The organism is Novosphingobium sp. MBES04 (assembly GCF_000813185.1).
GTDB lineage: Bacteria > Pseudomonadota > Alphaproteobacteria > Sphingomonadales > Sphingomonadaceae > Novosphingobium > Novosphingobium decolorationis.
The window spans coordinates 3,067,394-3,091,251 of record NZ_DF850488.1 but is presented as its reverse complement, the minus strand read 5'-3'; the positions used below and the strand labels follow the sequence as shown (position 1 = coordinate 3,091,251).

The window sequence follows — 23,858 nt, the reverse complement described above, 5'->3', positions numbered from 1 at the left end:
CCGCTCCCACCCGGCAAGCGCGTCCTTGCGCGCGCACGCGTGCAAAAGAGGATGAATTCGCGCCCTTTTTCCGCACCGTATTTCGATTGCGCGGCTCGGCAACTTTGCTAGCTTCGCGGCCATGCGTATCGGAACCCGTGCGAGCCTTGGAGCTCTTGCCGCCGCCCTTCTCGTCACCAGCCTCGCGCAGCAGCCGCTTGCGGCCCGCGACAGGACCGAAGCCTCCGCGCCTGCCGCTACACCGGGCGCGGCCACCCCCGAAGAGCTCGTCGCCAAGGTCGACATCCCCTTCGAGAGCTTCCAGCTGGAAAACGGGCTGACCACCATCGTCCACACCGACCGCAAGGCCCCGATCGTGGGCGTCACGGCCTATTACAAGGTCGGCTCGAAGAACGAGCCGCGCGGGCGCACCGGGTTTGCCCACCTCTACGAGCACCTCTTCTTCGGCGGCTCGGCGAACGTGCCCAACTTCGACATTCCGCTCGAGGCGGCGGGCTCCACGCCGACCAACGGCTCGACCTGGTACGACCGCACCAACTACGTCGAGACCGTGCCGACCGGCGCGCTCGACCTTGCGCTCTTCATGGAGAGCGACCGCATGGGCTACCTGCTCCCGGCGGTCAGCCAGGAGAAGCTCGACCAGCAGCGCGGCGTCGTCCAGAACGAGAAGAGGCAGGGCGACAACCAGCCCTATGGGCTTGAAGACTATGTGATTTCCGAGGCCTGCTCCCCGTCGGCCATCCCTACCGCCACAGCACCATCGGCTCGATGGCGGACCTCGATGCGGCCTCGCTGACCGACGTGCGCGCCTGGTTCACCGACCATTACGGCCCCAACAACGTCGTGCTCGTGCTCTCGGGCGACATCGACGCGAAGACCGCGCGGCCGATGGTCCAGAAGTGGTTCGGCGCAATCCCGCGCGGCCCCGCGATCCACCCGGTGACGGCGGGCGCGGTGACGCTGGAGAAGAGCGCCTCGCGCGACATCACCGACCAGGTGCCGGTCCTGCGCCTCACCCGCACCTGGACGGGCCCCGGCCTCAACGATCCCGACGCGCCCGCGCTTGAGATCGGCATGCACATCCTGGGCGGCCTTGCCTCCTCGCGCCTCGACAACGCGCTGGTGCGCGGACAGGAACTGGCGGTCGGCGTCACCGCCGGCGCGCAGACCTACGAGGCGATGAGCCAGCTTTCGATGGCGATGATGGTGAAGCCGGGCGTCGAGCGCGCCAAAGCCGAAGCCGCCTTCGACGCGGTCCTTGCCACGTACCTGAAGGAAGGGCCGAGCGAGGACGAGTTGAAGCGCGCGGTCGTCTCCACCCTCTCGAACGAGATCGGCGCGCTCGAACGCGTCGGCGGCTTTGCCGGCAAGGGCGCGACGCTGGCCGAGGGCATGGTCTATTCGGGCGATCCGGCCTTCTACAAGACACGCCTCGAAGCCATGGCCGCGCTGACGCCCGAGAAGGTGCGCGCCGTCCTTGCCAAGTGGCTCTCGCGCCCGGTGTTCAAGCTCGCCACCGTACCCGGCGAGCGCACGCTCGATGGCGGCGCGCTGGGCGGTTGGGGGGATGAGGACACGACCCCGGCTCCCGCTCCCGACAACAAGGCCCCCGCCCCCGAACTGGCCCCGGCGCCCGAACGCACCGCGCCCCCGCTCGGCACCATCGGCGATCTCGCCTTCCCCGCGCTCGAACACGCCACGCTCTCGAACGGCGTGCCCGTCACCCTCGCGCGCCGCACCGCGGTCCCCAAGCTGCAGCTGACCATCGAGTTCGATGCGGGCACATCTGCCGACGCGCTCGATACGCCCGGCACCCAGGCACTCATGCTCGACATGCTCGATGAGGGCGCGAACGGCCTTGATGCGACCCAGCTGGCCGAAGCGCAGGAGCGCATCGGCGCCTCCATCCAGACCGGCGCCAGCACCGATGCCAGCGTGCTCAACCTCGTCGCGCTGAGCGACAACCTCGCCCCTTCGCTCGATCTCGCCGCCGGGATTCTGCTCCACCCGACCTTTGCCCCCGAGGACGTCGCGCGCCTCAAGGCAACCCGGCAGGCCGAACTGTCGCAGGCGCTCAGCTCCCCCAATTCGCTGGCCCAGCGCACGCTGGGCGCCGCGCTCTACGGCACCCACCCCTATGCCCAGCCCAGCGATGGCCTGGGGGACGCCGCTTCGCTCGCCGCACTGACGCCGCAGGACCTCAAGGCCGCGCACACCAAGTGGCTGCGCCCGGATCTGGCCCGCATCACGGTGGTGGGCGATGTGACGATGGCCGAGCTGAAACCGCTCCTCGAACGCGCCTTTGGCGGCTGGACGGCGCCCGCGACCCCGGCGCCCGTCAAGCACCTCGACGCGGCCACCCCGCAGGCGCGCGCGCGCATCCTGCTGGTCGACCGGCCCAATTCGCCCCAGTCGGTGATCATGGCGGGCCGCGTCCTGCCCATGGACGGCACCGCGAAGAACGGCGAGGCGCTCGACCTTGCCAACGACGTGCTGGGCGGCGGCTTCCTCTCGCGCCTCAACGCCGACATCCGCGAGGACAAGGGCTGGAGCTACGGCGTCAACTCGGGCGTCACGAAGAATGAAGGCCCCCGCGCCCTGCTCGTGCGCGCGCCCGTCCAGGCCGACCGCACCGGCGATGCCATCGCCGCAATCCGCGCCGACATGGCCGCGCTTCCGGGGGAGAAGCCGGTCACGGCCGAAGAACTCCAGCGCGTCACCGAAGGCGCGATCCGGGGCCTTCCCAACGAGTTCGAGACCAACGCCGCGGTCGATGGCGCGATCCGCATGAACCAGCGCCTCGGCCGCCCCGAGGACTACTACGCGACGCTCGCGCAGACCTACCGGGGCATCGACGCCGCGGATATCGGCAAGGCCGCGCAGGCCTACCTGCAACCGGGCGAGCTGACCTTCGTTGTCGTCGGTGACCGTACCGTGGTCGAGCCGCAACTCGAAAGCCTGGGCCTGCCGGTCGAGGTCATGCCTGCCCCCACCACGGACAGCGAATAAGCGATCAGGGAGAGAACACGATGTCGGTAGCCGGACGCTACGAATGCACCACGAAGACGCCGATGGGCACGCAGAAGGGCGTGCTCACCATCGTGCCGGAAGGCGACACCTTCACCGGCACGATCGCAGGCGACCTTGGCGCCATGGAGCTTGAGAACGGCACCATTTCGGGCAACACCATCGCCTGGAAGATGACGATGACCTCGCCGATGAAGATCGACCTCGACTGCAAGGCCAGCATCGAAGGCGACGACCTCACGGGCACGATCAAGGCCGGCTTCTTCGGCACGATGGAGCTGAAAGGCACCCGGATCGACTGACGTTGCAATCAAGGGGGCAGCCAAGGCCACGACATGATCGGCATCCCGGACAGCCCCCGGGCATTTCTTTAGTTAACAGACTGAAAATATTCTTGCGCGAATCCGCGCCAGAAAATAGTGATCTTGCGGGCACTCCGGGTGGAACAGGGAACACACCGGGCTCCCCGGGAGATACGTTACCTTGCCATCATCGCTTTTCGGGAAGGCGTTCGCCGCCTTCCTTCTGGCCTCGCTGCCTCAGACCGGCGGCGATGAGGCCATGTCCGGGTCCACGCCGACGACAGAAGCGCCGCCCGCCTGCACGCTCCATGTCTGGCCCTCCTCGGGGCTGCGTTCCAGCTACCATGGGTGGTTCCACGGCGGGCTCGTGGATGGCGCCGTGGATGGCCGCAAGGGCTATCGGCAGTTGCCTGAGGAACCGCTCACCGCGAAACACCAAGCCGACCTGCTGCGGGAACTGCCTCTTGGCGATCTGATCGCGGCCGAGGGCACGCCCTACCTCGTGACCGTTCACGAGGAGGCCCTGCCCAGCCGGATCGTGCGCCAGGCCCGTACGCCCGTGCAGGCCGGCGCGGGCGACTGCCACGCCGAGCTCTTCGTCGATGACATCTTCTTCCAGGAGGACATCGTCAACGGGCGTTTCATCAAGGCCCTGTTCCGCTTCCGCCGCTTCGATGGCGGGGCCATGACGCGCCAGTTCGGCACGTTCACGCAGGCCCGCCTGACCGCCTTTCCCGCTTCGGCACCCGGCGAGGACGATGCCGCCCGCCGCGATCTCGACGCGACCTATGCCGCCACCGTGCGCGAATTCGCCGCCGCACTGAACGCGCCTGCGCCCAAGCGGCGCTGATATATCCACGGGGTCCTTCCGCCCCGAAATTGCCTACCCACCCTACAATCTGGAGGTTCCATGAAGTCCTTTCGTCTTCTCGTGTGTGTGTGCCTCGCCAGCGCGTCCGCACCTGCCCTTGTCCACGCGCAGGACCTGACCGATGAGGCGGCCGCTGTGCCGTCCGAAGCCACGCCTGCCGCCGCTCCAGCGGCGCCGCGCGAGGGCCTTCTTCCCAGCGTGGCCGCCGATGGCTGCGAACTGCATATCTGGCCCGCCGAGCGGATGAACTCGGTGACAACCGGCCTCCTTGGCGGGGGGCTGCTCGATGCCGCGCTTCATTCGGGCAAGGACGCCAGCAACAAGTCGCTGCTCGCCAGCGCGCTCGACAGCCAGAGCCAGCTCGACGCGCTGCTCGCGCTGGACCTGCGCGAGGAGCTGGCGCTTTCGGAGGGGACGACGTTCGTGGTCCACGACGAGCCGCTCGAACGCAAGACGATGAACAAGGTCAAGACCCGCCGCTCGGATTCGCAGGCCGCCTGCTATTCCGAACTCATCGTCGCGGACGTGTTCTACCAGAAGGCCGCGATCTACGGACGCTCGCTCAAGACCCTGTTCATGCTGCGCAAGTTCGACGCTGCGCAGAAGATCGCCTTTGAATACAAGGCCTGGGGCGGCAACGGCCTCAAGCTCTTCCCCCCCAAGGAAGGCGAGGACACGATCGCCGCGCTCGACGAACTGGTCGGCGTGTTCAAGGCCAACTTCAGCGAATACGCGAAGAACGAGCGCACGACGGCAGCCGCGCGCGTCGCTACCAAATAAGGGGCTAGCTCTGCTCCCATGAAAAAGCCCCGGCGGATCGCTCCGCCGGGGCTTTTCGTGTTTGTCGGGTCGAAAGATCAGCCCAGCTTGGCTTTCAGGATCTCGTTCACGACCTGCGGGTTGCCCTTGCCCTTCATGGCCTTCATCGTCTGGCCGACGAAGAAGCCGAAGAGCGCGACCTTGCCGCCCTTGTACTGTTCGACCTTGTCGGCGTTGGCGGCGAGGACCTTGTCGATCTCGGCCTCGATGGCGCCGGTGTCGGATTCCTGCTTGAGGCCTTCGCGCTCGACGATTGCCTCCGCCTCGTCGCCGGTGTCGAGCATGATCTCGAGGACCTGCTTCGCGGCCGAGCCCGAAATCGTGCCCTTGGCGATGAGCGCCAGAAGATCGCCGCCCTTTTCAGGGGTTACGGGCGATTCCTCAAGGCTCGTGCCCAGCTTGTTGAGCGCGCCGAACAGTTCCGAGATCAGCCAGTTGGCGGCCTGCTTCGAGACCTCCGCGGGCGCCTTGCCCGACGCCTTGGCGGTTTCGGCCAGAAGGCGCTCGAACCACTTGGCGGTGTCGACGTCGGCGGTCAGTACCTGTGCGTTGTAGGCCGAGAGGCCCAGCTCGTTCTCGTAGCGCGCCTTCTTCGCATCGGGCAGCTCGGGGAGCGAGTTGCGGCAATCCTCGAGGAAGTCGTCTTCCAGGATCAGCGGCAAGAGGTCGGGATCGGGGAAGTAGCGGTAATCGTGCGCATCTTCCTTCGAACGCATCGAGCGGGTCGAGCCGGTATTGGGATCGAACAGGCGCGTTTCCTGCACGATCTTGCCGCCCGCCTCCAGCACGTCGACCTGGCGCATCGCCTCGTGCTCGATCGCCTGCATGACGAAGCGCACCGAGTTCACGTTCTTGGTCTCGGTACGGGTGCCCAGTTCCTCGCCCGGCTTGCGCACCGAGACGTTGACGTCCGCGCGCATCGAGCCCTGGTCCATGTTGCCATCGCACGAGCCGACGTAGCGCAGGATCGTGCGCAGCTTCGAGAGGTACGCCCCGGCCTCGGCGGGCGAGGTCATGTCCGGGCGGCTGACGATTTCCATCAGCGCCACGCCCACGCGGTTGAGGTCGACGTAGGACATCGTCGGGTGCTGATCGTGCATCAGCTTGCCCGCGTCCTGCTCGACGTGGATGCGCTCGATGCCGATGACCTTGTCTTCGGGGATCCCGGCCTTCTCGTCGGCCTCGATGACAAGCTGCCCCTCACCCACGATCGGGTGGTAGAGCTGGCTGATCTGGTAGCCCTGCGGAAGGTCGGCGTAGAAGTAGTTCTTGCGGTCAAAACGCGAGTACTTGTTGATCTGCGCGTTGATCGCCATGCCGGTGCGCACCGCCTGGCGGATGCACTCCTTGTTCGGCACGGGCAGCATGCCGGGCATCGCCGCGTCGATCAGCGCGACCTGCGTGTTGGGCTCGGCGCCAAATTCGGTCGCCGCGCCCGAGAACAGCTTGGCCTGCGAGGAGACCTGCGCATGGACTTCAAGGCCGATCACGACCTCCCACTCGCCCGTTGCGCCCTGAATACGATAGGTGCTCATATTACCACCACTTCTCCGGCTTGGCCGTAAACTGTGCGCGCTGTTCCAGCGCGAGACCGGCGTTGAGGACGCCCTGTTCGTCGAACGCCTTGCCGATGATCTGGAGACCCAGCGGCAGACCGTCCTTCGAGAGCCCGGCGGGCACCGACATGGCCGGAAGGCCCGCGAGGCTGGCGGGGACCGAAAACACGTCGTTGAGGTACATCGAGAGCGGATCGTCGACGTTCTCGCCCAGCGCAAAGGCCGGGGTCGGGGTCGTCGGCGCGAGGATCACGTCGCATTCCTCGAAGGCCTTCTGGAAGTCCTGCGAGATGAGCGTGCGCACCTTCTGGGCCTGCGTGTAGTAGGCATCGTAGAAGCCCGCCGAGAGCACGTAGGTGCCGATCAGAATGCGGCGCTTGACCTCGTCGCCGAAACCGGCGGCGCGGGTGGCGGCGTACATGTCCTGAAGGTTCGCGCCCTCGGGAAGGTCACGCAGGCCGTAGCGCACGCCGTCATAGCGCGCGAGGTTCGAGGACGCCTCGGCCGGCGCGATGATGTAATAGGTCGGCAGCGCGTACTTGGTGTGCGGCAGCGAGATGTCGATCACCTTCGCGCCCGCGTCCTTGAGCCAGGCCACACCCTGGTCCCACAGCGCGACGATTTCGGCGTCCATGCCGTCCATGCGGTATTCGCGCGGGATGCCCACGGTCTTGCCCGAAAGGTCTGCCGAGAGGAGCTCCTCCCAGTTGGGCACGGGCATGTCGAGGCTGGTCGCGTCCTTGGGATCGAACCCGGCCATGGCTTCGAGCATGATCGCGCAGTCGCGCGTGTCCCTCGCCATCGGGCCCGCCTGGTCAAGCGAGCTGGCAAAGGCGACGACGCCCCAGCGCGAGCAGCGCCCGTAGGTCGCTTGATGCCGGTGGTGCCGGTGAAGGCGGCGGGCTGGCGGATCGAGCCGCCGGTGTCGGTGCCGGTCGCGGCCGGAGCAAGCCGGGCCGCCACGGCTGCGGAGGAACCGCCCGAGGAACCGCCCGGCGCCAGCTGCGCGTTCGAGCCGGCCTTGCGCCAGGGCGAGATCACGTTGCCGAAGTAGCTGGTCTCGTTCGAGGAGCCCATCGCGAACTGGTCGAGGTTGAGCTTGCCCAGCATGCCCGCGCCCGCGTTCCACAGGTTCTGGGACACGGTCGATTCGTACTGCGGCTTGAAGCCCTCGAGGATGTGGCTGGCGGCCGTCGTCTGCACGTCGAAGGTCGCAAAGAGGTCCTTCATGCCGATGGGCACGCCGCCCATCTTGCCAAGGTCCTCGCCCTTCGCGCGCCTGGCGTCGGTGGCCTTGGCGGCGTCCAGCGCCTTTTCGGGAGTGGCGACGATGAAGGCGTTCAGGGCCTCCTGCGCGGCCGCGACGTTGGCGTTGAACGCCTCGGCCACTTCCACGGCGGTGAAGTCACCGGCTTTCACGCCGTCGCGGATCTGCGCGACGCCAAGTTCTGTAAGATCGGTCATTGGTTCTCACCTGTCGCCCGGGCGCGGAGGCGCGCCGCAGGGCAGATAGCAAGCGGGCTTCCCGCCTGTGCGGGAAGGACGAAAGGGTGGGCGGATGCCCGCCAGGTCACTCGATGACCTTGGGCACGCCGAAGAAGCCATGCTCGGCCACCGGGGCGTTGGCGAGGACTTCCGCGCGCTTGCCGCCGCCGGTCAGCGGGTCGGCATCGACCACGTCCTCGCGCAGGCGCAGCGTGTTGGGGATCACCGCGGTCATCGGCTCGACATTCGAGGTGTCGACCTCGCCGAGTTGCTCGACCCAGTTGAGGATCCCGTTGAGCTCGGGCACCATCGCCTCCAGCTCACCCTCGGTCACCTTGATGCGGGCAAGGCTCGCGATCTTCGCAACGGTTGCGGTATCGACCGACATGACGTTCCTTTTCGAAGGTTGTTCTCTTCACGGCGGCGAACACGCGCCGCGCAGCAGGCCAAAGCCGCTAGCACCGGCGGGCCCGCGCTTCAAGCGGGAGACAGGTGGAGCCGGAACAGGGGACGCCAGAAGGACACAACCACATCAAGGGGCCATCACCCCTTGCCCCCAAGATGGGCGACCTCACCTTTCTCAGCCAGGGCGGCGCGACAAAGGTGAGCTGGACAGTTCGGGGAGCCCGGGGGCGATGGCCCTCGGACCACCTTTTTTTTCCGATTGTTCGGCTTTTGTCACTTTCACCCGTAGGCGATGGAATGGCCTTACTTCTTCGGCTCTTCCCTGGCTTCCCCCTGCGCCGCCTCGATGCGCGCCCTGGCGGCGGCTTCCTGCTCGGCGCGGATCGCGGCCATCATCTCGCGGATTTCGTGCGGGGTCTTGTAGTCGATCAGCTCGACTTCGAAGATGAGCTCGGAATTGGGGGGGATCGGGCCGGACTGGCGCGCGCCGTAGCCCAGTTCCGGCGGGATGGTCAGGCGGTAGCGCCCGCCGCGCTTCATCTGCATGAGCCTTGCGCAAAGCCGGGGACGACGCCGTTGAGGTCCATGGGCACGCGCTCGTTGGCATCGAACACCGTGCCATCGGTCAGCATGCCCTTGTAGTTGACGAGCACGAAGGAGCCGGCGGGCGGCGGATCGCCCTCGCCGTCCTTCAGTGTCTCGACGACGACTTCGGGCTCGGCCTCCTCGGGGGGAACCGGGGTGGTCGCGGCCTCCTGGGCCCGCACCGCCGCGGCGCCGGCCGGAACGAACAAGACCGCCGCGGCCAGGGCGGCCACAGCGGTCGTGATGCTCTTCATCGCGGGAAGCTCCGACTTACTCGGAGGGAGCCTCGGGTGCGCCCGGAGCGCCGCCCTGCATCTGCTGCATCTGCATCATCTGCTGCATCATGCGCTGCTGCTGTTCGATTTCGGCCTTGCTGCGGAAGTCGAGCAGTTCGATCTCGAAGGTGAGGTCGGTGTTGGGCGCGATCTCGCCCTGGCCCTTGTCGCCGTAGGCCAGCTCGGAGGGGATATCGACGGTGTACTTGCCGCCTGCCTGCATCTTCTGCAGCGCGGTCGAGAAGCCGGGGATCACGCCGGTCAGTTCCATGGGAACCTGCTTGGCCTCGTCGAAGACCTTGCCGTCAGGAAGCGTGCCCTTGTAGTTGATGAGCACCATGTCCTCGGTCGTCGGCGAGGGGCCGTGGCCTTCGGTCAGGGTCTTGACGTGAACCTGCGCGGGCATCGCGGCATAGGCAACGCCAACGCCGGCCAGCGCGAGAGCAAGCGCGCCCACCCAGATCTTCGACAGGGAGCCCTTCTTGACGGGCTGGAGCGGGACGCGGGTGATCTCAGTCATCGTATCGTGTGGCCTCGTGACGAATGTGTGCCGCAGACTCGGCACATGTGCGCAGATAGCGCCCCCAAGCCTCTGCGCAAAGCCACCTTTTTGAGGGGTTGCCAGATGCACCAAGGGCGCGAACCGGTTACGGTCGCGCCCTCATGGCTCAAGCGGCCCCGGCATTCAAGTCCAAGGCCTGTATCGAGGTGCCCGAACGCGCACCCGATGGTGCACGTTCGGCAAACGCCGTCTTACTTGACGCCGTCACGCTCCATGCGCTTGCGCTCCAGCTTGCGGGCGCGACGCACGGCAGCGGCCTTTTCGCGGGCGCGCTTTTCCGACGGCTTCTCGAAGTGGCGACGCAGCTTCATTTCGCGGTAGACGCCTTCACGCTGCAGCTTCTTCTTGAGCGCACGAAGGGCCTGGTCAACATTGTTGTCGCGAACCATGATCTGCATAAAACTACCACACCTCAAAAATACGAACGAAGCCCGCCCCACACCTCCTACATGGCGAGACGAACCGCGAATCAAATGGAACCAAAAGCGCCGAATCCCGCTAAAGGTCCGACTGGGTTGGTGGCGCCAATATCAAAGTGACGCGCCCAAGACAACCCAAAGACTCCCCAAAACGCCCGAAACCGCCGATAACGGCGCTTTACCCGCCCCCGAAGCGGGGCAAGCAGCGATTGGAAATTGCGCGAATCGCGGGTAAGGCGGGCCTCTATGCCCCAACCATCCTTCCTTGCCGCCTCGCTTTACGTGGCGCTGGGCGGCGGAACCGGCGCCTGGCTGCGGTTTCTCGTCGGCCGCGCCTGGACTGCCGCGCTCGGCCCCGCGCGCGCGGGAGTCTTCCCATACGGCACGCTCACCGTGAATGTGCTGGGCTCGCTCTTCATGGGACTCCTCATCGGCGCACTTGCACGCTATGGGAGCCACGGCGAAGGCACCCGGCTGTTCATCGCAGTCGGCCTGCTCGGGGGGTTCACCACTTTCTCCTCGTTCAGCCTCGACTTCATCACCATTCTCGAGCGCGGGCAACCTGGCCTTGCCGCGCTCTATGTCGGCGCCTCGCTGCTTGCAGGGTTCGCCGGATTGTTTCTGGGCCTCCTTATCATGCGGAGCATCTAATTCATGGCCGGTAACGACGACATCGTCCGCCAGTTCACCGTCGGCCACGACGACGAGGGCGTACGCCTCGACCGCTGGTTCAAGCGCCACCTGCCCAAAGTCGGCTTCGCGATGGTCTCGCGCTGGGCGCGCACCGGCCAGATCCGCGTCGACGGCAAGCGCGCGGACGTGGACACGCGCCTCACCGCAGGCCAGGTCCTGCGCGTGCCGCCCGGCGGCGAGGCCCGGCCCGGCGGCCAGGCGCCCCGCCCCAAGCGCGAGCTGACCGAAGAGGAACTCGAACTCGCCGACCAGATGGTGCTGACGCAGGACCGCGCCGCCATCGTCCTCAACAAGCCGCCGGGCCTTGCCACGCAGGGCGGCTCGGGCATGAAGCAGCACGTCGACGGCCTGCTCGACGCCTATGCCCCCGACGGCCCGCGCCCGCGTCTTGTCCACCGCCTCGACAAGGACACCTCGGGCGTCCTGCTCATCGCGCGCACGCCGGGCAGCGCCGCCTACTTCTCCAAGCGCTTTTCGGGGCGCTCGGCGCAGAAGATCTACTGGGCCCTCGTCATGGGCGTGCCCAACATCGATGATGGCATGATCGAACTGCCGCTCGCCAAGCAGCCGGGCACCGGCGGCGAGAAGATGCACGTCGATGAGGAAAACGGCCAGAGCGCGCGCACCCGCTTCCGCGTGCTTGACCGCGCGGGCAACCGCGCCGCCTGGGTCGAACTGCACCCGCTCACGGGCCGCACCCACCAGCTGCGCGTCCACATGGCCGCGATCGGCCACCCGATCGTGGGTGATGGCAAGTACGGCGGGCAGGACGCGTTCCTGTCGGGCACGATCAGCCGCAAGATGCACCTGCACGCACGCCGCCTCATCATCGAGCACCCCGACGGCGCTCCGCTCGACGTGACCGCGCCGCTGCCCGAGCACTTTGCCAATTCCATGGAGAACCTGGGCTTCGACGAGGCCGACGGCGCCGAGCTGCCCCCCGGCCCCGCCCCCATCACCAAGGAAGATGAGAAGCGCGCCGCCAAGCAGCACTCCAAGCAGATCCGCAAGGAGCGCCGGGGTGAGCGCCGCACCCGCACGACCGGCCGTTCGGAGGAAGGCGGCCGGGGCCCGCGCGCCGGTGGCGGCAAGGGAAAGACGCCGGGCAAGGGCCTGCACAAGGGGCCTCCGGGCACCCGCGTGCCCAAGAAGTCCGGTCCCAAGAAGGGCAAGGGCAGCCCCGTGCCCAAGGGCAAGGCGCCCAAGCGCTAAGGCCCAGGTTCTGAGCCCAAGTGCCAAGGCCCAAGTCCTAAGGAAGGAAACGCGCTGATGAAACTGGCGGTCTTCGATTGCGATGGCACCCTGATCGACGGGCAGGCCGCGATCTGCGAGGCGATGGAGGCCACCTTCGCCGCGCATGATCTGACAGCGCCGCCGCGCGCCACGATCCGCCGCGCGGTCGGCCTCTCGCTGCCTCAGGCGATGCGCGCGCTGCTCCCCGAAAGCGACGGCGAGCAGCAGCACGCCATGGCCGAGACCTACAAGCAGGCGTTCCGCCAGGCCCGCACCGAGGGCCGCGTCTCGCAACCGCTCTTCGAGGGCATCCGCGAGACGCTCGAAGCGCTCAAGGCGGCGGGCTGGACGCTGGCGGTGGCGACCGGCATGTCCGACCGCGGCCTTGCCCATTGCCTTGCCAACAACGGCATCGCCGAGCTCTTCGTCAGCCTCCAGACCGCCGACCGCCACCCCTCCAAGCCGCACCCCGCGATGCTGGAGGAGGCCATGTTCGAGGCGGGCGCCAACGCCGAGCAGACCGTGATGATCGGCGACACCGCCTACGACATGGAGATGGCCAAAGCCGCCTGGGTGCGCGGCGTGGGGGTCGACTGGGGCTACCACCATCCCGAGGAGCTGATGAAGGCGGGCGCGGAATTCGTCGCCGAAACGCCCGACCAGCTGCGCGCGCACCTGCTGGCATGAACGCGCCCCCGCCCACCCCCTCCGGCGCGCCCGATCCCGCCGCCAGGCGCTTCTTCATCATCCAGGCCGTGCGCCTCCTGGGTGTCGCCTGCGTGGTCGTGGGCATCCTCATCGCCAGGGGCGGGCTCTTTGCCCCCGCCCCTCCGGCGCTGGGCTATGTCCTTGTCGCCAATGGCCTTGTCGACCTCTTCCTCATCCCCGCCCTCCTCGCCCGCAAGTGGCGCAGCCGACCGGGCGACCAACCAGAGAGCTGAAGTTTCGTGAAACGTTTCTACAAGGAAGTGACCGCCACCCCGCTCGAGGACGGCTCGGGCTGGTGCGTGCGCCTCGATGGCCGCGCGATCAAGACCGCCGGCGGCCGCCCGCAGGTCGTGCCGAGCCAGGCGCTGGCCGAGGCGCTGGCCGCCGAATGGGCCGCGCAAGGTGAAGAGATCGACACCGCCCGCTTCGTCACGCGCGACCTTGTCGACTTCGCGCTCGACGCCGTGGCGCCCCAGCGCGAGACCGCGCTCACCGAGCTGCTTCCTTACGCCGAGACCGACACGCTGTGCTACCGCGCCGATCCCGACGAAGCGCTCTACAAGCGCCAGCTGGAGGTCTGGGAACCGCTGCTGACCGCCACCGAAGAGCGCCTGGGCCTGCGCTTCACGCGCATCTCGGGGATCATGCACCGCCCGCACCCGGAGGAAACGCTCAGCCGGATCGCACAGGAACTGGCGCGCCACGATGCCTTCACCCTCGCCGCGCTCAAGATGATGGCGAGCCTGGCGGCTTCGCTCATCATCGCGCTCGCCGCGCTTGAGGACGATGCCGATGCCGCCGCGCTGTGGCGGGCAGCAAACCTCGAAGAAGACTGGCAGGTGGAACTGTGGGGTGAGGATGCCGAGGCGGCCGAGAACCGCGCCGCGCGCCTTGCCGCCTTCGAACTCGCCATGCGCGTCGCCAAGCTCGCAAAGGCGCACTGATCGCGGGGCCTTGCTCCCCTGCCCGGCGCGCATGAAGATCGTCTTCAGCCGCAAGGGCTTCGACACCACGGCGGGCGGGGTTCCCTCGCCCATCGTGGACGGCGCGCCTGTCTCGCTCCCGATCCCGACGCCGGGCCGCTCGGCCACGACCTATGCGCAGCGGGGCCTGGGCGCTCTGGTCGAGAAGGTGACGCGCGGGCGCCTGGCCGCCGATGCGCTGTGCCATGACGACCCGATGTTCGGCCTCTCCCCGCAGGGCGAGGCGCTGTGCTGGTTCGGGCAGTTCGGGGCCGCGCAAGGGCATCTGGCGAAGCACGGCGTCGGGGTGGGCGACCATTTCCTCTTCTTCGGCCTCTTCGCCGACCCGGAGACGGGCGAGCGCCACCACCGCATCTTTGCCCATATGCAGGTGCGCATGACGGGCAGCCCTCAGGAGCTGCGCGCCCGGCCCGACTGGCCCGAGCCACCGCTCCCCCACCCCCATGAGATCGGGGAATGGAGCGCCAACAACAGCTTGTGGATCGGCCCCGGCACCTGCGCCACGACCGCCGACCCGGCGCTGCGCCTGACCGCGTCAGGGGCCCGCTCAACTTGTGGGACGTGCCGCCCTGGCTCAGACGCCGCGGGCTGACCTACCACGAACGCCCCGAACGCTGGAAACGGGCCAGCGCCCGCCACGGCCCCCGCCTCGATTCCGCAAGGCGCGGACAGGAATTCATCTGCGACATCGGCCGCGCCGAGGCCCCGCGCGCGTGGCTGGCCGAGATCGTGGCGCGGATTGAGGGCAACGGGTGAAAGAAGGCAGAACCCTTCAAGGGGCCATCGCCCCTGACCCCAGAACCGGCAACCTCGCCTTCCTCAGCCAAGGCAGCGCGAGCACCCAAAACTCGACATTATGGGGAGCCCGACGGGCGATGGCCCTCGGATTCCATACCTTTTCTTCCCCTTCACCCATGAAAAAAGCCCGCCCCGGCATAACCGGAGCGGGCCCTCTTCTTGAGCCTGTAAGAAGGATCAGAACTTGGTGCCGACAGCCAGCACGCCCTGGTGGCGGCTGAAGTCCGAACCGTAGTTCGAGTAGCGGTATTCCGCCTTGATGAAGAGATTGCTGGTCACGTCGTACTCGTAGCCCGCGCCAACGCGGAAGCCGTTGAGCGTGTCGTGTGCGCCCAGGTCGCTGAAGCCGGCAAGGTTCTGGTCGAGCGTGTCGCTCTTGTAGGTCAGGCCGACGCGGGTGTTGGTGTAGCCGCCCAGCACGTAGAGCTTGTTGCGGGCACCGATCTGGGTGCCGAGACGGACGACGGCGGCCAGGTCGCGGCGCGCTTCGAGGCAGGCGCGGTCACCGACTTCGGCGATGTCGTGGACGCACGAGCGCGCGGTGCTGTCACCATAGGTACCCTGCACACCGATGAACATGCCGTTCGAAAGATCGTAGTCGTAACCGGCCGACACGCCGTACGAGAAGCCCGCTTCGGAATCGCCGCCCTGCTGGGCCACGTCCAGACCACCTTCGACCTGCACGAACGCCTGGGCGTTGGCAGCAGCGGGAAGGGCGAACAGTGCAGCACTGGCGGCGAGAAGAGCAATCTTCTTCATTGTAAACTCCTGAAAACCTGCCCTTATCTGGTCACGTGGCCAGCGGGCCGCCGCCACATACGCCCCGCAGCCCGCGGTGCAATGCCCAGCCCCTGTTTCCGCCCGGTCACCCCCGGGAACTGTGTCCTTGCGATCACACCTCGGCATGTGGACACATGTGCGCAGAGCGCAGCTTTCCGCCAAAAATGCCGCGCGCGCCGATTTCGCCCCGAGCGGCTGTAATTTTTTTGTCATGCAGGGTCTTTAATTCGCAGAATGAACTCCTATGTTTTTGATATTGCAGAACTTGCTGTTTACAATTCTGCAACATGGCGAATCAGCCACCCTCCCCCCACATCGACGGTTTTGCGTGATTCGGGTCCATCTCGTCCGCTTGCAGCGCCTGCACGCGCGTACGCAAACTGACGATTGGGAAATAATCCAGACACGCAGGACGGGAAGCGGAGCCTCAGGCGAAAGAAGGAAGGGTCCTTTTCCAAGGGGCCATCGCCCCTTGACCCCAAACCGGGCGACCTCACCTTCCTCAGCCAACGCGGCGTGAGAGCGTTGAGCTCGACTGGTCCGGGAGCCCGAGGGCGATGGCCCTCGGAACATCCCCTTTCCCCACCCCCAAAACGACAGAGGCCCCGCTCCTTTCGAAGCGAGGCCCCTGCCCTATCCTGTACGAAGGATCGTCGCGGCGGCGGTCAGCCGCCCTTGACCCAGGCCGCGACCTCGCTCGCCACCTGGTTGGCGGCCTGGTTGAGCGCGGGGCCCACTGCGGCGGCCTCGGCCGCGATACCCGGTACGACCGCCTCGAAGCGGCGGCGTTCCAGCTCCTCGTTGCCGCGCTGCCAGCGCACGGCGTCATAGCGCACGATCACCGAACTGGTCTGCGCGTCATAGCCGATGTCCCGCAGACGCCCGCCGATGAAGGTCTTGCCCTTCACCTCGTAGTCCGCGCCTTCCAGCACCATCTGGTCGGTATCCGCGCGGATCGTTTCGGCGAGAAGCGCGCGGAACAGGCGCGTGGGCTTCTCGATCCAGCCCGCACCCTTGAGATAGGCGATATTCGCCGGGTCGATGCGCACGGGCACGCGCAGCGCTTCGAGGCTGCGCTCGGTCTCGGGCTCGAGCACGACGATCGCATCGGAAAGCTTGCCGCGCGAGACCGAGCCGGCGGGCGCGGTGTGGTCGGCCGTCAGGCGGATCAGGGTATCGGGCACCTCGGGCGCAAAGCTGACGCAGCCCGCGAGCGCCAGGCTCGCCGCAGCCGCAGCCGCGCCGAGCCGCCCGCGCCCGAAGGCCAGGGCGCGTGCGGGGGAGGACATCCAGAACAGGCTTTTCATCGTCATCATCGTTTCGTCCTTGCCCGGCTCAGGGCTTGTAGTCGGGCAGCTTCTGGCCCTTGAGCAGGGCACCGGCCCCCTGTTCCTCGATCGTCTCGGTCACGCTGCGCAGCGCCCGGCTGGTCGCGCGAAGGTCGCGGATCGCGGATTCGGCGGCGGGCAGCGTGCTCTGCGAGACCTGGTCCAGCGCGGGCTGCGCGTGGGCCATCGTCTGGTTCAGCTGGTCCATCGATTCCTGCGCCGACTTCAGGGTCTTGCGCATCTGCTCGGCAAGCGAGGTGCCCTTCGAGCCGAGCAGGTCGTCGGTCTTGTTCGCCACGCCCTCGAAGGCGGCCAGCGTCTTGGTCGCCTGGTCGAGCGTGCCCTGCAGTTCGGCCATCGCGCCGCGCATCTGCGGGGTTGCCTGCGAAAGGTCGCGGGTCATCTTCTCGGTGTTGGCGAGAATGCCCGTGATCGAGCGGCGGTTGTCGGCCGACATCAGCTGGTTGAGGTTCTCAGTCAGCGTCGCGAGGCGCTCCATCAGGAGCGGCGCGTTGGCCAGCACCTCGGAGAAGCCGCCGCGCTTGGTCGGGATCACCGGCACGCCTTCGGGGCCAGGTTCCTCCAGCAGCGGAGCGCCCTTGACCGCGCCTTCGAGCTGGATGTCCGAGACGCCCGTGAAGCTGCCCTGGATCGTGGCCGTGGTGCCCACCGTGATCGGCACGCGCTCGTTCACCTTGACGCGCACACGCACGAAGCTGGGGTCCTTGGGCCACAGCTCGATCTGCGAGATCTGGCCCACCGGCACGCCCGAGAAGTTCACTTCCGAGCCCAGCGCCAGGCCGTCCACCGACTGGGTGAAGAAGATGTCGTACTGCTGCTGGTTGCCCTCGTTGAGGCGCGCCAGCCAGACGACGAAGCCCGCCGCGAGCGCCAGCAGGATGAGGGTGACGGCCCCGACCCAGACGTGATTGGCTTTGGTTTCCATGGTTGTGCCTTATGCCCCCGCTTCTCGGGTTGTGTCACTCCCGCCCGCGTCCGCGCCTTCGGGCGCGTCCTCCACGGCGGCGTCGATCCGGGGGTCCTCCTTGCCGGCAAGCGCAGCGCGCCCGCGCGGGCCGTTGAAGTATTCCTGGATCCAGGGATGGTCGAGCGCGAGGAGCTCGGGGATCGTGCCCACCGCGATCACTTTCTTGTCCGCCAGCACCGCCACCCGGTCGCAGATCGCGTAGAGGGTGTCGAGGTCGTGGGTGATGAGAAAGACGGTAAGCCCGAGCGTTTCCTTGAGCTCGCGCGTGAGATTGTCGAACGCGGCCGCGCCAATGGGGTCAAGCCCCGCGGTCGGCTCGTCGAGGAAGAGCAGCTCGGGATCGAGCGCCAAGGCGCGGGCAAGCCCGGCGCGCTTCTTCATGCCGCCCGAAAGCTCGCTCGGGAACTTGAAGGCAGCCTCGTCGGGAAGGCCCGACAGGCGCACCTTGAAGCGCGCGATTTCCTGGCGCAGGTGATCGGAAATCTCGGGGTAGAACTGCTTGAGCGGCACTTCCACGTTCTCGCCCACGGTCAGCGTGGAGAACAGCGCGCCGCCCTGGAACAGCACGCCCCAGCGCGAGCGAATGTCGATGTCGTCCTCGACGCCGCCTGTCATCATGTCGTGGCCGAGCACCTCGACCTCGCCGGAAGACGGCTGTTGCAGGCCGATGATCGAGCGCATCAGCACCGACTTGCCGGTGCCCGAGCCGCCGACCACGCCCAGCACTTCGCCGCGGCGGACCTTGAGTTCGAGCTCCTCGTGGATGACATGCTCGCCAAAGGCGTTGGTGAGGCCGCGCACCTTGATCGGGTAGTCGCCCGAATAATCGTCGGTAAGGTGGGTCATTTCCAGCCGATCTCCGTGAAGAACACGGCGAAGAAGGCGTCGAGCACGATCACGGTGAAGATCGCGGTGACCACGGCCTGCGTGGTGCGCGTACCCACTTCTTCCGCGTTGCCCGAGACGCGCATGCCCTGATAGCAGCCCGCGAGCGCCACGATCAGCGCGAAGACCGGGGCCTTGATGAAGCCGATCCACACGTCGGTCAGCGGCACCACTTCCTGCGTGCGGCGCAGGAACGCGAAGAAGGGAATGTCGAGCGCGAAGTTCGAGATGAACGCGCCCCCGATGATCGAGCAGATCGCGGCGTAGAAGCCCAGGAGCGGCATCATGATCATCGCGGCGAGCACGCGCGGCAGGACCAGCGCCTCCATCGGCGAGACGCCGATGGTGCGCATCGCGTCCACTTCCTCGGTCAGCTTCATCGTGCCGATCTGCGCGGCGAAGGCCGAGCCCGAGCGGCCCGCGACCATGATCGCGGTCATCAGCACGCCAAGCTCGCGCATGGACAGGCGGCCCGTCAGGTTGATGGTGTAGAATTCCGCGCCGAACTGGGCGAGCTGCACCGCGCCCTGCTGGGCAATGACGATGCCGATGAGAAAGCTCATCAGGCCCACGATCCACAGCGCGTTGACGCCCACGTGCTGCATGTGGTGGACCAGCGCCTTGCCGCGAAAGCGCGAGGGGTGCGCGATGGTGGTCGCAAAAGCGCAGATCAGTTCGCCCAGGAACCCGACCGTCTGGCCAAAGCCCCGGCCCCAGCCGCTGACGAGGATGCCCAGCTCGCCCACGCTGCGCCGCACGAAGGGCAGGCGCTCGGGCCGGGCATCGGCACCGTCGACATCGCCGATGGCCGCAAAGAGGCGCTTGGCGCGCTCGCTCGCCCCGGTGATCTCGATCCCGCGCTCGTGCGCGAAGTCGAGCGCGATCCAGGCGCCGGTGGTGTCGATGTCGGTGAGGCCCGAGATGTCGAGGCGCGAATAGGTGCCGTCGAGCTCCTTCAGGCGCTTTTCCAGATCGCCGATGGCATGGACGCGCAACGAACCGCTCAACGCCAGTACCGGCGCCTTGCCCCCGTCGCTCTCCGACACCGTGAAATCAGCCCATTGTCGCATGTTATCTCGTGTGCGCCCGTAATGGGGAAGAACACCCTCCCCGGCAAGTGTTCCCGGCCTGCGACGGAATGCGCCGCCGAGGGCGCATACCGCTCTGTGATGGCCGCTATGTGGCAGGCCGATAAGGCAAAACTGCGGCAGTGGGAACCGCTTGCGGTTGCAATCGTGCAACTGGCCGCTTGCGCAAGGGGAAAGGCGCTGGCAAAGCCCGCCCCATGACCGAGACCACGCCCGAAACCACGCCGGAAAGCACCCTCGACAAGACCTTCGATCCCGCCGCGATCGAGGCCCGTTGGTACGCGCACTGGGAAGAGACCGGCCTCTTCCGCCCCGAGCGCCCCGACGCGCAGCCCTTCACCATCGTCAACCCGCCGCCCAACGTGACGGGTTCGCTGCACATCGGCCACGCGCTCGACAACACGCTGCAGGACATCGTGATCCGCCACGAGCGCCTCAAGGGCAAGGACGCGCTGTGGGTGGTGGGCACCGACCATGCGGGCATCGCCACGCAGATGGTGGTCGAGCGCCAGATGGAAGCGAGCCAGGACAAGCGTACCAACTACTCGCGCGAGGGCTTCGTCGAGAAGGTCTGGGAATGGAAGGCCGAGAGCGGCGGCACGATCACGCGCCAGCTGCGCCGCCTGGGCTGCTCGATGGACTGGAGCCGCGAGCAGTTCACCATGGACCCGCACTTTACAGAAGCCGTGGTCAAGGTCTTCGTGGACCTCTACAACGAGGGGCTCATCTACCGCGACAAGCGGCTGGTGAACTGGGACCCCAAGCTCAAGACCGCGATCTCCGACCTTGAGGTCGAGACCCGCGAGGTCAAGGGCGGCTTCTGGCACTTCAAGTACCCGCTCGCCGATGGCGTGACGCTCGACAACGGGCAGGACTTCATCGAGGTCGCGACCACGCGCCCCGAAACGATGCTGGCCGACATGGCGGTTGCCGTGAACGCCGAGGACGAGCGCTACAAGAGCGTGATCGGCAAGGAGATCCTCCAGCCGATCACCGGGCGTCGCTTCCAGATCGTCGCCGACGAGCACGCCGATCCCGAACTGGGCTCGGGCGCGGTGAAGATCACCCCGGGGCATGACTTCAACGACTTCGAAGTGGGCAAGCGCGCAGGCTTCAAGCCAGCCGAGATGCTCAACATGTTCGATGCCGACGCGAACGTCGTGCAGACCGAGGACGGCCTCGTCCCCGAGAAGTATCTGGGCATGGAACGCTTCGCCGCGCGCGAGGCAATCGTGGCCGAAATGAAGGAACTGGGCTTCCTCATCCCCCACGTCGTCACCAAGACAACCAAGGACGGCGAAACGGAAACCACCGAGATGGACGCGGAACCGCGCACCATCCAGACCCCCTACGGCGACCGTGGCGGCGTGGTGATCGAGCCCTGGCTGACCGACCAGTGGTACGTCGATGCGGCAACGCTCGCCAAGCCCGCCATCGCGGCGGTGCAGGACGGCCAGATCGAAGTCGTCCCCAAGACCTGGGAGAAGACCTACTTCAACTGGATGGACAATATCCAGCCCTGGTGCGTCTCGCGCCAGCTCTGGTGGGGCCACCGCATCCCGGCGTGGTATGCGCAAGATGGCAAGGTCTACGTCGCCGAGACCGAAGAGGCCGCGCAGGCGCTCGCGGGCGACGGCGTGGCGCTGACCCGCGACGAGGACGTGCTCGACACCTGGTTCTCCTCGGCGCTGTGGCCGTTTGCGACGCTGGGCTGGCCGGAGAAGACCGACCTCCTCGCCAAGCACTACCCCAACGATCTGCTGATCTCGGGCTTCGACATCCTGTTCTTCTGGTGCGCGCGCATGGCGATGCAGGGCCTGCACTTCATGGACGAGGTGCCCTGGAAGAAGCTGTACCTGCACGGCCTCGTGCGCGCCGCCGATGGCGCGAAGATGTCGAAGTCGAAGGGCAACGTGGTCGATCCGCTGGGCCTTATCGACCAGTACGGTGCCGACGCGCTGCGCTTCTTCATGGCCGCCATGGAAAGCCAGGGCCGCGACATCAAGATGGATGACAAGCGCATCGAGGGCTACCGCAACTTCGCCACGAAGCTGTGGAACGCGGCGCGCTTCTGCCAGTCGAACGGCGTTGTCGCCTCGACCTCCGTCGCCGCGCCCGCCGCGACCTCGGCGGTCAACCGCTGGATTATCGGCGAAGTCGTCGACACCGTGGCCGAGCTCGACAAGGCCATGGCCGACATGCGCTTCGATGCCGCCGCGAACGCGATCTACCACTTCGTGTGGGACAGCTTCTGCGACTGGTACATCGAACTGGTGAAGGGCAACTTCGACGAAGAAACCCGCGCCGTCGCCGGCTGGGTGCTCGACCAGATCCTCGTCATGCTCCACCCCTTCATGCCCTTCGTCACCGAAGAGCTGTGGTCGAAGATGGGCGCGCGCGAGGCCGACCTCATCGTCTCGGCCTGGCCCGCCCCGGACGCCAGCGTGGACACCGCCGCCAAGGCCGAGGTCGAGTGGCTGATCGCGCTGATCGGCTCGCTGCGCGGCGCCAAGGCGGAACTGGGCATTGCGCCCGGCGCGCGCCTCACCGCCTACATCGCGCAGGTCTCGGACGCGACGCGCGCCATCATCGGCGCCAACGCCACCGTGATCGACCGCCTCGCGCGCCTCGATGCGATCCACTTCGAGGCCGCGCCTGCAGGGCCGGTCCTGCAGGTGGGCGCGGGCGATGCGATGCTGGCCATTCCCTTGGAAGGCGTGATCGACATCGCGGCGGAAAAGAGCCGCCTCGAAAAGGCGCTCGCCGCCTCGCAGAAGGAAGCCAAGTCGCTCGACGGGCGCCTCTCGAACCCCAAGTTCGTGGAAAAGGCCAAGCCCGAAGCGGTCGAAAAGGCCCGCGCCGACCACGCCCACCACACCGCCGAAGCGCAGCGCCTCGCCGCCGCGCTGGAGCGTCTGGGCTAAGGGTAAAGTCCCATAAGATGCCGGAAGGCCCGCGAAGCTATGCCCGCTTCGCGGGCCTTTCTTTTTCGAAGAAGCAAAGGCGATTCAAGGGATTTACCATCCCTTGACCCTGTATACCGGGCCCCCGCAGTGGGTGCCGGACGCGGCAGGCGTGAACTGCGATAGACGGTTCTGGGAGCCCGAGGGCGATGGCCCACGGACCACTTCTTCCCTTTTCTTGGCCTCGCTTCGACGATAGGCGGGAGCGATGATGGACATTCCCTGGGACCAGCCCGCGACGCTCATCGATCTCGACGGCAAGACGCCGGTGATCGGATCCTTCCTCGAATGCGTGATGCACTTCTCGCTGTTCAAGCCCTTCGCCAAGGAGCAGGCGCGCATCCTCTTGACGCGCCCCGTATTCAAGCCGGGCCGCAAGACCCGCGCCTGGATCCTGAACCCGGACGAGATCGAGCTGATCGTCGACCGGCTCAACCGCGAGCGCGCCGAAGGCAAGGACCTCCCCCCGCACCCGGGCGGCTGAGCGCTCAGTTCAGTCCTTCGCGGTGAGCGCGTCCCAGCTCGTCCAGTCGATGGTGCGGCCCGGATAGGCGACGCGGGCGAAGGGCCAGTCCTTCGCCATCCAGCCACGCACGAAGGCGTAGAGTTCGTCCTCGAACCCGGCCTCGTATTCGGCCTTGGTCACCCACAGGCGCACCACCGCGTCGTAACCGGGGACGGGACTGGGCTGGACGTAGACACAGCCGCGTTCGCGCGTGCCATCAGGGGTGAGGACGGCGTAAGCAAACGAGGTGCGCGCGGCAAAGCGGGCCTGTTCGGTCTCCATGTCGGTCAGGGCCTCGGCATCGGTGATGCCCTCGTGCGGCCAGGCGGCGCTGCGGGTAAAGGTCTGCTGGAGGTGCGCGATCGAGGACATGTAGGCCGCCTTGTCGATCGCGGCGAGTTCGGGGGCGAGCGGGACGATCTGGAAGCCCTCCCCCACGACGCGGGTGGGGACCGCAAAGTCGGCGGGTACAAGGGATGGCTTGGCCGGTGCCTCGGCCGCCATGGCGGCGGTGCTGAGCAAGGGTGCCCCTGCACCCAGCACCAGCGCGAGTCCCGCCAGCGCCCGTCCCAGTCCCGCCATGTCTTCGCCTCCGCTTCA

22 protein-coding genes and 3 pseudogenes are annotated in these 23,858 nt (G+C 67.1%); 13 read left to right on the top strand and 12 right to left on the bottom strand.

All coding sequences use genetic code 11. From position 1 onward, the window contains the following. Positions 1-121 precede the first annotated feature (121 nt). The 5 genes from MBENS4_RS27410 (at position 122) to MBENS4_RS13760 (ending at position 4,980) form a co-directional block, all read left to right on the top strand. Entirely contained in the window at positions 122-796 is a 675-nt protein-coding gene (locus MBENS4_RS27410; protein ID WP_340140824.1) for a M16 family metallopeptidase, read from the top strand. Next, on the top strand, positions 769-3,009 hold the full coding sequence (locus MBENS4_RS13775) for a M16 family metallopeptidase (RefSeq protein ID WP_340140823.1): 2,241 nt from the start codon (positions 769-771) through the stop codon (positions 3,007-3,009). The genes MBENS4_RS27410 and MBENS4_RS13775 overlap by 28 nt, the downstream gene beginning before the upstream one ends. Before the next feature lie 20 nt (positions 3,010-3,029). Beyond that, a complete protein-coding gene (locus tag MBENS4_RS13770) occupies positions 3,030-3,329 on the top strand; it encodes a hypothetical protein (RefSeq protein ID WP_039391415.1) in 300 nt (99 codons plus the stop codon). Positions 3,330-3,510: 181 nt separating this feature from the next. Then, positions 3,511-4,179 (top strand): hypothetical protein, encoded by a 669-nt coding sequence (locus MBENS4_RS13765; RefSeq protein ID WP_039391413.1) that lies wholly within the window; start codon positions 3,511-3,513, stop codon positions 4,177-4,179. 60 nt (positions 4,180-4,239) lie between these two features. Then, positions 4,240-4,980, top strand: a complete 741-nt coding sequence (locus tag MBENS4_RS13760) for a hypothetical protein (protein WP_144400914.1) — start codon at positions 4,240-4,242, stop codon at positions 4,978-4,980. A gap of 77 nt (positions 4,981-5,057) precedes the next feature. Here the strand turns inward: MBENS4_RS13760 and gatB are convergent, their stop codons facing one another. The 6 genes and pseudogenes from gatB to rpsU form a co-directional block, all read right to left on the bottom strand. Continuing rightward, on the bottom strand, positions 5,058-6,554 hold the full coding sequence (gene gatB / locus MBENS4_RS13755; protein WP_039391409.1) for an Asp-tRNA(Asn)/Glu-tRNA(Gln) amidotransferase subunit GatB: 1,497 nt from the start codon (positions 6,552-6,554) through the stop codon (positions 5,058-5,060). Position 6,555: 1 nt separating this feature from the next. Next, a pseudogene (gene gatA, locus MBENS4_RS13750) lies at positions 6,556-8,039 on the bottom strand (Asp-tRNA(Asn)/Glu-tRNA(Gln) amidotransferase subunit GatA). Between the two features lie 106 nt (positions 8,040-8,145). Beyond that, positions 8,146-8,448 carry an Asp-tRNA(Asn)/Glu-tRNA(Gln) amidotransferase subunit GatC gene (gene gatC / locus MBENS4_RS13745; RefSeq protein WP_039391407.1) on the bottom strand — a complete coding sequence of 101 codons (303 nt, stop codon included), beginning with the start codon at positions 8,446-8,448 and terminating at the stop codon, positions 8,146-8,148. Positions 8,449-8,768: 320 nt separating this feature from the next. After that, a pseudogene (locus MBENS4_RS26710) lies at positions 8,769-9,097 on the bottom strand (FKBP-type peptidyl-prolyl cis-trans isomerase). A 223-nt stretch (positions 9,098-9,320) separates the two neighbouring features. After that, positions 9,321-9,845 (bottom strand): FKBP-type peptidyl-prolyl cis-trans isomerase, encoded by a 525-nt coding sequence (locus MBENS4_RS13735; protein WP_039391406.1) that lies wholly within the window; start codon positions 9,843-9,845, stop codon positions 9,321-9,323. Between the two features lie 233 nt (positions 9,846-10,078). Continuing rightward, a complete protein-coding gene (rpsU, locus tag MBENS4_RS13730; protein ID WP_039391404.1) occupies positions 10,079-10,285 on the bottom strand; it encodes a 30S ribosomal protein S21 in 207 nt (68 codons plus the stop codon). 267 nt (positions 10,286-10,552) lie between these two features. Here rpsU and crcB point away from each other — a divergent pair, with 267 nt between their 5' ends. From crcB to MBENS4_RS13700, 6 genes and pseudogenes are all read left to right on the top strand, one after another. After that, entirely contained in the window at positions 10,553-10,957 is a 405-nt protein-coding gene (gene crcB, locus MBENS4_RS13725) for a fluoride efflux transporter CrcB (RefSeq protein WP_039391402.1), read from the top strand. A gap of 3 nt (positions 10,958-10,960) precedes the next feature. Then, positions 10,961-12,211, top strand: a complete 1,251-nt coding sequence (locus MBENS4_RS13720; protein ID WP_052322283.1) for an RluA family pseudouridine synthase — start codon at positions 10,961-10,963, stop codon at positions 12,209-12,211. Between the two features lie 57 nt (positions 12,212-12,268). After that, positions 12,269-12,919 carry an HAD-IA family hydrolase gene (locus MBENS4_RS13715; RefSeq protein ID WP_039392433.1) on the top strand — a complete coding sequence of 217 codons (651 nt, stop codon included), beginning with the start codon at positions 12,269-12,271 and terminating at the stop codon, positions 12,917-12,919. Next, entirely contained in the window at positions 12,916-13,173 is a 258-nt protein-coding gene (locus tag MBENS4_RS13710; protein ID WP_039391400.1) for a hypothetical protein, read from the top strand. Before MBENS4_RS13715 ends, MBENS4_RS13710 begins: the two co-directional genes overlap by 4 nt. A 6-nt stretch (positions 13,174-13,179) precedes the next feature. Continuing rightward, positions 13,180-13,884 carry an ATP12 family protein gene (locus tag MBENS4_RS13705; RefSeq protein ID WP_039391398.1) on the top strand — a complete coding sequence of 235 codons (705 nt, stop codon included), beginning with the start codon at positions 13,180-13,182 and terminating at the stop codon, positions 13,882-13,884. After that, positions 13,799-14,679 (top strand): annotated as a pseudogene (locus tag MBENS4_RS13700) (Nmad3 family putative nucleotide modification protein). The gene MBENS4_RS13705 and the pseudogene MBENS4_RS13700 overlap by 86 nt, the downstream one beginning before the upstream one ends. 219 nt (positions 14,680-14,898) lie before the next feature. On the opposite strand, the gene MBENS4_RS13695 reads toward MBENS4_RS13700, so the two are convergent. The 5 genes from MBENS4_RS13695 to MBENS4_RS13675 all read right to left on the bottom strand — a co-directional run bounded on the left by MBENS4_RS13695 (position 14,899) and on the right by MBENS4_RS13675 (position 19,772). After that, the gene (locus MBENS4_RS13695; RefSeq protein ID WP_039391396.1) at positions 14,899-15,480 is read right to left on the bottom strand and encodes an outer membrane protein; all 582 of its coding nucleotides are present in this window, start codon (positions 15,478-15,480) and stop codon (positions 14,899-14,901) included. A gap of 686 nt (positions 15,481-16,166) precedes the next feature. Further along, positions 16,167-16,817 carry an ABC-type transport auxiliary lipoprotein family protein gene (locus MBENS4_RS13690; RefSeq protein WP_242404900.1) on the bottom strand — a complete coding sequence of 217 codons (651 nt, stop codon included), beginning with the start codon at positions 16,815-16,817 and terminating at the stop codon, positions 16,167-16,169. 19 nt (positions 16,818-16,836) lie between these two features. Continuing rightward, entirely contained in the window at positions 16,837-17,775 is a 939-nt protein-coding gene (locus tag MBENS4_RS13685; RefSeq protein ID WP_039391394.1) for an MlaD family protein, read from the bottom strand. Between the two features lie 9 nt (positions 17,776-17,784). Further along, positions 17,785-18,663 carry an ABC transporter ATP-binding protein gene (locus tag MBENS4_RS13680; protein WP_039391393.1) on the bottom strand — a complete coding sequence of 293 codons (879 nt, stop codon included), beginning with the start codon at positions 18,661-18,663 and terminating at the stop codon, positions 17,785-17,787. Then, positions 18,660-19,772, bottom strand: a complete 1,113-nt coding sequence (locus tag MBENS4_RS13675) for an ABC transporter permease (RefSeq protein ID WP_039391391.1) — start codon at positions 19,770-19,772, stop codon at positions 18,660-18,662. The genes MBENS4_RS13680 and MBENS4_RS13675 overlap by 4 nt, the downstream gene beginning before the upstream one ends. 215 nt (positions 19,773-19,987) lie before the next feature. Here MBENS4_RS13675 and MBENS4_RS13670 point away from each other — a divergent pair, with 215 nt between their 5' ends. After that, positions 19,988-22,714: a valine--tRNA ligase gene (locus tag MBENS4_RS13670; protein ID WP_039391389.1), complete on the top strand. Its 2,727-nt coding sequence runs from the start codon at positions 19,988-19,990 to the stop codon at positions 22,712-22,714. Between the two features lie 247 nt (positions 22,715-22,961). Next, positions 22,962-23,237, top strand: coding sequence for a hypothetical protein (locus MBENS4_RS13665; protein WP_039391387.1), 276 nt, complete (start codon positions 22,962-22,964; stop codon positions 23,235-23,237). A 9-nt stretch (positions 23,238-23,246) separates the two neighbouring features. Here MBENS4_RS13665 and MBENS4_RS13660 read toward each other — a convergent pair whose 3' ends face one another. Further along, positions 23,247-23,840 (bottom strand): hypothetical protein, encoded by a 594-nt coding sequence (locus tag MBENS4_RS13660; RefSeq protein WP_039391382.1) that lies wholly within the window; start codon positions 23,838-23,840, stop codon positions 23,247-23,249. Positions 23,841-23,858: the final 18 nt, after the last annotated feature.